Genomic DNA, 10,495 nt, shown 5'->3' with positions numbered 1-10,495 from the left:
GGTCTGGCCTGGTGCGGATGGCGGATCCGCCGGGGGGACGGGGTGGGGAAACACGGGCGTCACACAGGTGGGGTTCACTGGGGGGAGACGCCCGACGGGCGCGGGACGGAGGCGCTGCATGGACCTGAACACGATCCAGCGCGTCCGGGTGGTGCGCGAGCGCTCCGAGCTGGCGGGCCGCGGGCCGCGCTCAGCGGTCATCGGAGGCGGCTCCTGGGTGTTCTCCCTCCCCCACGACCACCTCGACGAGCTCCTCGACCTGCAGGGATTCGCGTGGGAGCCGATCGTGCGCACGGACGCCGGGCTCTCGATCGCGGCGACCTGCACGCTCAGCGAGCTCGCCGCGATGCCCGACGCGGGCGCCACCGCCCATCCGCTCTTCTTCCAGTGCTGCACGGCACTGCTGGGCTCCTTCAAGATCTGGAACGTCGCCACTGTCGGCGGCAACATCGCCAACGCCCTGCCCGCCGGACCGATGACCAGCCTCGCCGCCGCGCTCGACGCCACCGCCCTCGTCTGGCGGGCCGACGGCTCGGACGTCGCCGTGCCGGTCGCCGAGCTCGTGACCGGCAACATGACCACTTCCCTGGCCCGGGACGACGTCATCCGCTCGATCGAGTTCCCGCTCTCCTCCCTCCGGGCGCGCACCGCGTTCCGCAAGACGGCGCTCTCCCCTCTCGGACGCTCCGGCGCCGTCGTCATCGGCCGCCTCGACACCGACGGCGCGTTCGTGCTCACGATCACCGCGGCGACCGTCCGGCCGGAGCTGCTCCGCTTCGCCGCCGTTCCCTCCTGGGCCGAGCTCGCCGCGGCCGTCGACGGCGTCGCGACCTGGTTCACCGACCCGCACGGAGCCGCCGACTGGCGCCACGCCGTCGTCCGCGTGCTCGCCGAGGAGATCCGCACCGAGCTGGCCGGAGGCGCCCGATGAGGTTCACCGTCAACGGGGAGCCGGTCGACGCCTCCCCCCGCCCCGGCCAGGTGCTGCGCACCCTCCTCCGCGACCACGAGCACTTCGAGGTGAAGAAGGGGTGCGACGCCGGCGACTGCGGCGCCTGCTCCGTCCTCGTCGACGGGACGCCGTTCCACTCCTGCCTCTACCCCGCCCACCGCGTCGAGGGGCGCGAGGTGACGACAGCGGCCGGCCTCGGCACGCCCGAGGAGCCGAGCGCGGTGCAGGAGGCGTTCGTCGAGGCCGGCGCGTTCCAGTGCGGCTTCTGCACGGCCGGCATGGTGGTCACGGCCACGGCGCTCGACGGAGTCCGCGCCGAGGACGTGCCGCGGCTGATGAAGGGCAACCTCTGCCGGTGCACGGGCTACCGCCCCATCCGCGAGGCCGTGACGGGCGCCTGCGCGTCCGGGCACGGCGCGCACGCGGCCGAGCCGTCCGGAGCGGATCGCACGGAGGCCCCGGTCCGCGGACGGCACGCGGCCCCGCCGTCGGGTCTCACCCCCGTCCGCCGCACCGGTCGCCCGTCGGCCGAGGAGTCCCGGGTCGGCCGCTCGCTCGGCGCGCCCGCCGGCCGGCGGATCGTCCAGGGCCGCGAGCCGTTCACCCTCGACGTCGCCGTGCCCGGCCTGCTGCACGTGAAGGTCGTCCAGAGCCCGCACGCCCACGCGCGCATCCGCTCGATCGACACGACCGCCGCCCGCGCGATGCGGGGCGTCGTCGCGGTCCTCACCGCCGAGGACGTCCCGGACGTCCTCTACTCCACCGCCCGCCACGAGTCCCGGCTCGACGACCCGGACGACACGCGCATGCTCGACACGGTCGTCCGGTTCCGCGGGCAGCGCGTGGCCGTGGTGGTCGCGGAGTCGGTGGCCGAGGCGGAGGCGGCCTGCCGCGCCGTCGAGGTCGACTACGAGGTGCTGCCCGCCGTCTTCGACCCGGAGGAGGCGCGCTCGGCCGGCGCGCCGCTCCTGCACGCCGACAAGGATCCGATCGCCTCGCGCATCGCCCGGCCGGAGGCGAACGTCGTCGCGGAGCTCCACGGAGAGTACGGGGACGTGGCCGCCGGACTCGCGGAGGCCGACGTGGTCGTCGAGGGCCGGTACTCGACCTCCCGAGTCGCGCACACGGCGCTCGAGACCCACGGCACCATCGGCTGGCTCGAGGGCGGAGAGCTGGTGCTGCGGACCTCGACGCAGGTGCCCTTCCTCGTGCGCGACGAGATCGCGCGCCTGTTCGACCGCGATCCGTCGACCGTCCGCGTCTTCACGGCACGGGTGGGCGGCGGCTTCGGCGGCAAGCAGGAGATCCTGACGGAGGACGTCGTCGCCCTCGCCGTGCTCGCCACCGGCCGGCCCGTGCAGTTCGAGTTCACCCGGAGCGACGAGTTCACGATGGCCCCCTGCCGACACCCGATGCGGGTCGGCGTCACGCTCGGCGCCCGGCGCGACGGACGGCTGACCGCCCTCGCCGTGGACGTGCTCTCGGACACCGGCGCCTACGGCAACCACGGACCCGGCGTGATGTTCCACGGCACCTCGGAGTCGGTCGCCGTCTACAGCGCGCCCAGCAAGCGCGTCGACGCGCAGGCCGTCTACACGAACAACCTCCCCTCGGGGGCGTTCCGCGGCTACGGCCTCGGGCAGGTGATCTTCGGCATCGAGTCGGCGATGGACGATCTCGCCCGCGAGCTCGGGATCGACCCGTTCGAGCTGCGGCGGATCAACGCGGTGCGCCCGGGCGAGCCGCTGGTGGTCACGCACGTCGAGGGCGACGACATCGGCTTCGCCTCCTACGGGCTCGACCAGTGCCTCGACCTCACCGAGGCGGCACTGGCCGGCGGCGGCGGCTCCCCCGCCCCCGACGGACCGGGGTGGCGGACAGGGCAGGGCACGGCACTGGCGATGATCGCCACCATCCCACCGCGGGGCCACTTCTCGGAGGCGACCGTCACCGTCGACGCCGAGGGCGTGCTGACCATCGGCGTCGGCACGGCCGAGTTCGGCAACGGGACGACCACCGTGCACACGCAGCTGGTCGCGAGCGCCTTCCGCGCCTCGGCCGACCGGGTGCGGATCCGCCAGTCCGACACGGACGCGGCCCGCTACGACACCGGAGCGTTCGGCAGCGCCGGCACGGTCGTCGCGGGCAAGGCCGTCCACTCGGCCGCGACGCGCCTCCTCGCCGAGCTGCAGGCGCTCGCCAAGCGGCTGACCGGGCACGACGAGACCTTCGAGCCCGACGACGAGGGCCTGCTCGCTCCGGACGGCACCCGGGTCGCGTTCGCCGATCTGGTCCGTGCGGCCGGCGGACCCGTCACCGCGACCGGGAGCGAGGACGGCGCTCAGCGCTCGCTCGCGTTCAACGTCCAGGGCTTCCGCGTCGCGGTGCACGAGCCGACGGGCGAGGTGCGGATCCTGCAGTCGGTCCAGGCGGCCGACGCCGGCTTCGTGATCAACCCGGCGCAGTGCCGCGGGCAGGTCGAGGGCGGAGTGGCGCAGGCGATCGGCTCGGCGCTGTACGAGGAGGTGATCCTCGACGGCGAGGGCACCGTGACCACGGCGATCCTCCGGAACTACCACATCCCGCAGATGGCGGACGTGCCCGAGACCGAGGTGCTCTTCGCGGACACCGCCGACGAGCTCGGGCCGTTCGGCGCGAAGTCGATGAGCGAGGCGCCCTACAACCCGGTCGCCCCCGCACTCGCCAACGCCGTCCGCGACGCGATCGGCGTGCGGCCGACCGAGCTGCCGCTCTCCCGCGACCGGATCTGGCGGCTCCTGCACCCGGACGCCGCCCCGGTCGCGACCGTCGAGGCGGAGGCGCCGCCCGGTTGAACGACGACGGGCTGAGCGCCGATCGGCTGCCGCAGCTCAGACGCGCGACGCCAGCTCCGTGCTCGCCCGGGCGACCTCGCGGGCGATCGCGTCCTCGTCCGCGTTCACCAGCCGTCCCTCCCGCACCGTCGGGCGACCCTGCACCAGGAGCAGGCTCAGCGGGGGCTGCGCTCCGAATGCGAGCGCCGCGACCGGGTCCGCGATGCCCGCGTGCTCGATCCCGTCGATCCGCCAGAGCGCGAGGTCGGCGAGCTTGCCGACCTCGATCGAGCCGATCTCGTCCTGCCGGCCGAGCACCCGGGCCCCGCCGATGGTGGCGACCGAGAGCGCCTGCCGGGCGCTCATCCGGTCGGCGCCGGCGCGCAGGCGGTTCATCAGCACCGCGGCGCGGATCTCGGAGCCGAGCTGACCGGACTCGTTCGACGCCGCGCCGTCCACGCCGAGGCCGACCGGGGCTCCCGCAGCCAGCAGCTGCGGGATCGGCGCGATGCCCGCCGCGAGCCGGCCGTTCGAGGACGGGCAGTGCGCGACTCCGGTGCCCGTGGCCGCGAACTTCGCGATCGCGTCGGCGTCGAGGTGGACGCAGTGCGCCATCCAGACGTCATCGCCGAGCCAGCCGAGCGACTCCAGGTGGTCGGTGGGCGAGAGGCCGAACGCCTCCCGCGTGTAGGCGTCCTCCTCCACGGTCTCGGAGCCGTGGGTGTGCAGCCGGACCCCGAGCTGACGGGCGAGGACGGCCGACTCGCGCAGCAGGTCGGTGGTCACCGAGAAGGGCGAGCACGGGGCGATCGCGACCCGCACCATCGCGTCGGCGGAGGCGTCGTGGTACCGCTGGACCGCCTCTCCACTGGCCTGGAGCGCGGCCGCCGTGGTCTCGACGGCGAAGTCCGGCGGGAGGCCGCCCCGGGACTCGCCGAGGTCCATCGACCCGCGGGTCGCGTGCAGCCGGAGGCCGAGGGTGCCGGCCGCGTCGACGATGCCGCCGACGATGTCGCCGGAGCCCCGCGGGAAGACGTAGTGGTGGTCGGCGACGGTGCTGCAGCCGGACCGGGCGAGGACGCCCATCGCGCCGAGGGCGGCGGAGCGGGTCAGGTCGGCGTCGATGCGGGACCAGGCGGGGTAGAGCGCGACGAGCCAGTCGAAGAGGATCGAGTCCTGCGCCCAGCCGCGGGTGAGCCACTGGTAGAGGTGGTGGTGCGTGTTGACGAGCCCGGGAGTGAGCAGGTGGCCGCGGCCGTCGACCCGCGTGAGCGCGATCGCCTCCTGCGCCGGCAGGCCCGTCGGGGACCGTCCGTCGAGGGCCCACGCCGGAGGGTCGCCGGCTCCGACGGCGACGATGCGGGAGTCGTCGACGACGACGTGGCCGACGGGGTGCTCGGTCCCGTGCGCGTCGACGGTGGCGACGTGGGCTCCGGTGAGGACGTGGCGCTGCATGCCCCGAGCATGGCAGCGCGGTGTTTCGCGGCCGTTTCCCGCCGGAGTGCGAGCAGGCCCGCGCGATCACGACGGCGCGCCGTCAGGGGAGGACGTGCGGCTCAGCGCGCCGCGTGGATCGGGCCCGAGCGCCCCGCGAGCGGCTCCCCGGACGTCCCCGTGCGCGCGGCGAGGACCTCCGCGAGGATCGACACGGCCGTCTCCTCCGGCGTCGACGCGCCGATGTCCAGGCCGATCGGCGAGCGCAGGCGGGCGAGCGCCTCCTCCGTCACTCCCGCCTCGCGCAGCAGCCGCAGCCGCCGCTCATGGGTGCGCCGCGACCCCATCGCGCCGACGTAGGCGACCGGGAGCGCGAGCGCGGTCTCGAGCAGCGGGATGTCGAACTTCTCGTCGTGCGTGAGCACCGCGATCACGGTGCGCGAGTCGACCTCGGCGCGGGCGAGGTGGTCGGACGGCCACTCGACGAGGACCTCGTCGGCGCCGGGGAAGCGCTCGGCGGTCGCGAACACCGGACGCGCGTCGCAGACGGTCACGCGGTAGCCGAGCAGGGCGCCGGCGGAGCAGAGCGCGGCGGAGAAGTCGACGGCGCCGTAGATCAGCAGGCGCGGCCGCTCGGCATGCACGACGTAGGCGATCTCGAGCTCGGCACCTCGGCAGGCGGTCTCGACCGTGGCCGAGCGGCCGGAGACCAGGCGCGCCTCGCGCTCGGCGAGGATGCGGCGGGCGGTGTCCTCGTCCAGGTGCGGGCCGACGACGTCCTGGAGGCGCGTCGCTCCGGTGAGCACGAGGCCGATCAGCTCCTCCGGGCCGCCGACGACGATCGCCAGCGCGGCCGAGCGGCCGGCGCGGGCGGCGCGCAGCTCGGCGAGGACCGCGGTGGAGCCGGAGTCGACGACCTGGCCGAACACGCGCAGCTGCCCCCCGCAGGACAGGCCGGCGGCGAAGGCCGCCTCGTCGTCGAAGCCGAAGTGCTCGGACGCGCTGCCCGAGGTGCCGAGCACCTCCTGGGCCAGCGCGTACGCCTGCGCCTCGACGCAGCCGCCGGAGATCGAGCCGATCGCGCGCCCCTCCGCGTCCACCGCCATCGAGGAGCCGAGAGCGCGGGGAGCCGAGCCGAAGACGTGCGTGACCGTGACGACCGCGACGCTCCCGCCCCCCTCGACGCGCTCGAGCAGGGGGGCGGCGATGTCGAGCACGACGGCCTCCTCTTCTCGGACGGGAGGCGACGGCGCCGGGGCTGCGGGGAGGCCGGGCGGAGCCGCCGACGGGCGCTCACACGCAGGAAACATGCCGAGTATAGGGTCGATCCATGCCTGACGACGCTCCCTTCCTCGACCTCGTGATCCGCGCCTCCGACGTGCTGACCGAGAACGGCCGGCGTCCGGCCAGCATCGCGATCGCCGAGGGCCTGATCGTCGCAGTCGGCGAGCGGGACGCCCCCTGGCGGACCACGGAGGAGATCGTCCTCCCCGAGGGCCAGGTCCTGATCCCGGGGATCGTCGACACCCACGTGCACGTCAACGAGCCGGGCCGCACGGAGTGGGAGGGATTCGCCTCCGCCACTAGCGCGGCCGCAGCCGGGGGCGTCACCACGATCATCGACATGCCGCTGAACTCGATCCCGCCGACCACCACGGTGGCGGGGCTCGAGGCCAAGCGCGCGGCCGCCGGGCCGCAGGCGCAGGTGGACGTCGGATTCTGGGGCGGGGCGATCCCCTCGAACCTCGGCACGCTGCGCGAGCTCCACGACGCGGGCGTCTTCGGCTTCAAGTGCTTCCTCTCGCCGAGCGGAGTGGACGAGTTCCCGCACCTGAGCCGGGAGCAGCTCGTCGAGGCGATGCGCGAGATCGCCGCCTTCGACGGACTGCTGATCGTGCACGCCGAGGACCCGGCCGAACTGGAGGCGAGCGCGCTGGAGCCCGGCGCCTCCTACGGCGCGTTCGTCGACTCCCGCCCGCCCGCCTCCGAGCGCAGCGCGATCCTGCACGTGATCGAGGCCGTCCGCGAGACCGGCTGCCGCGCGCACATCCTGCACCTCTCCTCCGCCGACGCGCTGCCGCTCCTGCGCGAGGCCAAGGCCGAGGGGCTGCCGATCACCTCCGAGACCTGCCCGCACTACCTCACCTTCGACGCCGGCTCGATCCCCGACGGCGGCACGCAGTTCAAGTGCTGCCCGCCGATCCGCGACGAGCGCAACCGCGAGCTGCTCTGGAAGGGGCTGCTCGACGGGACGATCGACATCATCGCCTCGGACCACTCCCCCGCCACCGCCGAGCTGAAGCTCCCCGCCGGCGGCGACTTCGGCGTCGCCTGGGGCGGGATCTCGGGACTCGAGCTGAGCTTCCGCGCGGTCTGGACCGGGGCCCGCGAGCGGGGCATCCCGCTCGAGCAGGTCGTCGCCTGGATGTCCACGGCGACCGCCGCGTTCGCCGGGCTCGGCCAGAAGGGCCTGCTGCACGCAGGGTCCGACGCCGACCTGGTCGCGTTCGACCCGGAGGCGCAGTGGCGCGTGGACGTCGACGCCCTCTCGCACCGGAACCCCGTCTCGGCCTACGAGGGCCGCGTCCTCCGCGGCGCCGTCGCCGCCACCTGGGTGGGCGGCCGCCGCGTCACCGCCGCGACGGTCCCGCCCGCCGGGCGCCTCCTCACCCGCCCCTGACCTCGACCCGCTGATCCCCCGCCTCCCTGACGACACCTCGGGGAGCTCGACCGCTCACGCCGAGCGCCGCCGTGTCATCGGCAGGTTTCGAGCGTGTGAACGGAGGCGGGTCGGAGCCGCGGAGCGGGCGGATCGCACAAGACTCGGAGTCCCGGCGGCGGCTCCTCGGGATGCTCCGCCGGTGCGCGGAGCCCCCGGCAGGCGCGAGGCTGGCAGACGGGCTCGCAGGAGCCGCGAGCAGGACGGGCACCACCGCGTGACCGGGCCCGGCCGCACGGAACGGACAGGAGCGGACATGTCGATCATCCTCGGGGACCACCAGTACGGGAAGGCCGAGAACCGCGTCGTGCGGATCTACCGCGAGACCCCGCGGCACGAGATCCACGACGTCAACGTCTCCACGGCCCTCCGCGGCGACTTCGAGGCCGCGCACCGAGAGGGCGACCAGTCGGCCGTCCTGCCCACGGACACGCAGAAGCAGACGGCGTACGCCTTCGCCAAGGAGAAGGGCCTGCGCTCGATCGAGCCCTACGGCCTCGAGCTGGCCCGCCACTTCGTCGACGGCTACGAGCCCGTCCACGGCGCCCGCATCGAGATCGAGGAGTTCGCCTGGGAGCGCGTGCTGGTGGACGGGCGCGAGCACGACCACACCTGGGTCCGGAAGGGCCAGGAGACGCGGATCGCGTCGGTCACGGTCGAGGGCTCGGGTGACGAGCGGCGGATCTGGATCACCGGCGGCTTCAAGGACCTCACGATCCTGAAGTCCACGGGGAGCGAGTTCCACGGCTTCCTCACCGACCCGTACACGGTCCTCCAGCCGACGAACGACCGGGTGATGGCGACCTCGCTGGTCGCGAAGTGGCGCTTCGCCCTGAGCGAGGACGAGATCGCGGCGATGGACTGGGAGGCGGTCTACGCGGGCGTCAAGGCGCTCATGACGAGCCGCTTCGCGACCGTGCACTCCCTCGCCCTCCAGCAGACGCTCTTCGAGATGGGGAAGGCGGTCCTGGAGGAGTACCCGCAGATCGTCGAGATCCGTCTCTCCGCGCCGAACAAGCACCACTTCGTCTACGACCTCTCGCCCTTCGGCGTCGAGAACGACAATGAGGTCTTCCACGCCGCCGACCGCCCCTACGGGCTGATCCAGGCGAGCGTCACCCGCGACGACGCGCCGCCCGCGGGATCCGCCTGGACCGCCTACACGGGCCTGGTGTGACCGGCGCCGGGGGCGTCCACCGGGGGCACCTGCTGCACGTCGCCGGGGGTGCGACGCTCGCGACCGCGCGGGAGTCGCTGGTGTCGATCCCGGACGGCGCTCTCGCCGTGGACGAGGACGGCACGATCGCCTGGGTCGGTCCGTACCGCGAGCTGCCGGACCGCTTCGCGCTCCTGCCGGTCTCCGGCGACGCCGCGTCGGTCCTGCTGCCCGGCTTCGTCGACGCGCACGTGCACTTCCCCCAGACGTTCTCGACCGACGGCTTCGGCGGCGGCCAGCTGCTCGAGTGGCTCGACCGGACGGTGTTCCCCTCGGAGGTGCGGCTCGCCGACCCGGAGTTCGCCGACGTCGTCGCGCGAGCCTTCACCCGGCGGCGGGTGGCCGCGGGCACGACCGCCGCGATGGTCTTCGGCTCCGCGTTCCCGGCCGCGCAGGACGCCCTCTTCGAGCGCACCCGCGAGGCGGGGCTGCGGATCGTGTCGGGGCGCGGGATCCAGACCACGGGCCCGGCCTCGGCGGCTCCCCTGATCACCTCGGAGGAGGAGGCGCTGACGCTCGCGTCGGAGGAGATCGACCGCTGGCACGGGAGGGACCCGCTCCTGCAGGTCGCGCTCGTCCCGCGGTTCTCGCTGTCCGTCACTCCCCGGACCCTCGGAGCGCTCGGCGACCTCTACGACGACGTCCGCGGACGCGGCGTCTACGTGCACAGCCACCTCAACGAGAACGACCGGCCCGGCGACGGCGAGATCGCCGCCGTGCTCGGCTCGTACGGCACCCGCAGCTACCTCGACACCTACGACGGGCTCTTCCTGCCCGGCTCCGCGCGCGGCGGCTCCTCCCTCCTCGGGCCGCGCACGATCCTCGCCCACGCCGTGCACTGCCAGGACGCGGAGCTGCACCGGATGGAGGAGACCGGCACCTCGATCGCCCACTGCCCGACCTCGCAGCAGTTCCTCGGCTCCGGCACCATGCCCTGGCGCCGGACCGTCGCCTCGGGGGTCACCGTCGCCCTCGGCACGGACGTGGGCGCGGGCGACGAGTGGCTGCTGGCGCGAGTGGCGAACGACGCCTTCAAGGTGCACCTCTCGGAGCCCGGCGACGCGGCCGTCGCCCTGCATCCGGCCGAGCTCCTGTTCACGGCGACGCTCGCCGGCGCGCGGGCGCTCGACCAGGAGGACCGGTACGGCAGCCTCGACCCCGGGAAGGACGCGGACTTCCTCCGCATCGAGCCCGACCGGTGGGAGCCGCTCGCCGACGTCCTCGCCCACGGCATCCGCGCGGACGACGAGGAGGAGGCGACGGCCCAGCTGCTCTTCGCCCTGCTGATGACCCTGCGCGAGCCGGCGATCGCCGCGGTGCACGTCCGGGGCAGGCGGATCGCGCCTCCGGAGTGACGGGGC

Annotated in this window: 7 protein-coding genes; 5 read left to right on the top strand and 2 right to left on the bottom strand. The window is 74.3% G+C overall.

Features of this window, described 5'->3' with window-relative positions:
- The first annotated feature begins 118 nt into the window (after positions 1–118).
- Together C5C36_RS08200 and C5C36_RS08195 are read left to right on the top strand one after the other, a co-directional pair.
- Positions 119–931 carry an FAD binding domain-containing protein gene (locus tag C5C36_RS08200; protein ID WP_104309554.1) on the top strand — a complete coding sequence of 271 codons (813 nt, stop codon included), beginning with the start codon at positions 119–121 and terminating at the stop codon, positions 929–931.
- Positions 928–3,786 carry a molybdopterin cofactor-binding domain-containing protein gene (locus C5C36_RS08195; RefSeq protein WP_104309553.1) on the top strand — a complete coding sequence of 953 codons (2,859 nt, stop codon included), beginning with the start codon at positions 928–930 and terminating at the stop codon, positions 3,784–3,786. The genes C5C36_RS08200 and C5C36_RS08195 overlap by 4 nt, the downstream gene beginning before the upstream one ends.
- 36 nt (positions 3,787–3,822) lie before the next feature.
- Here C5C36_RS08195 and C5C36_RS08190 read toward each other — a convergent pair whose 3' ends face one another.
- Together C5C36_RS08190 and C5C36_RS08185 are read right to left on the bottom strand one after the other, a co-directional pair.
- A complete protein-coding gene (locus C5C36_RS08190; protein ID WP_104309552.1) occupies positions 3,823–5,220 on the bottom strand; it encodes an 8-oxoguanine deaminase in 1,398 nt (465 codons plus the stop codon).
- Positions 5,221–5,321: 101 nt separating this feature from the next.
- Positions 5,322–6,416, bottom strand: coding sequence for an XdhC family protein (locus C5C36_RS08185; RefSeq protein WP_258072235.1), 1,095 nt, complete (start codon positions 6,414–6,416; stop codon positions 5,322–5,324).
- Positions 6,417–6,529: 113 nt separating this feature from the next.
- Between C5C36_RS08185 and allB the strand changes: the two genes are divergently transcribed.
- The 3 genes from allB to C5C36_RS08170 all read left to right on the top strand — a co-directional run bounded on the left by allB (position 6,530) and on the right by C5C36_RS08170 (position 10,489).
- Positions 6,530–7,879: an allantoinase AllB gene (allB, locus tag C5C36_RS08180; RefSeq protein ID WP_104309550.1), complete on the top strand. Its 1,350-nt coding sequence runs from the start codon at positions 6,530–6,532 to the stop codon at positions 7,877–7,879.
- A gap of 295 nt (positions 7,880–8,174) precedes the next feature.
- On the top strand, positions 8,175–9,095 hold the full coding sequence (gene pucL, locus C5C36_RS08175) for a factor-independent urate hydroxylase (protein ID WP_104234587.1): 921 nt from the start codon (positions 8,175–8,177) through the stop codon (positions 9,093–9,095).
- On the top strand, positions 9,092–10,489 hold the full coding sequence (locus C5C36_RS08170; protein ID WP_104309549.1) for an amidohydrolase family protein: 1,398 nt from the start codon (positions 9,092–9,094) through the stop codon (positions 10,487–10,489). Before pucL ends, C5C36_RS08170 begins: the two co-directional genes overlap by 4 nt.
- Positions 10,490–10,495 lie beyond the last annotated feature (6 nt).

Origin of the sequence: Rathayibacter sp. AY1G1 (assembly GCF_002932095.1) — a bacterium.
Classification (GTDB): domain Bacteria; phylum Actinomycetota; class Actinomycetes; order Actinomycetales; family Microbacteriaceae; genus Rathayibacter.
Note: the sequence above shows the minus strand (reverse complement) of the source record. Positions and strands in the feature narration are given on the sequence as shown.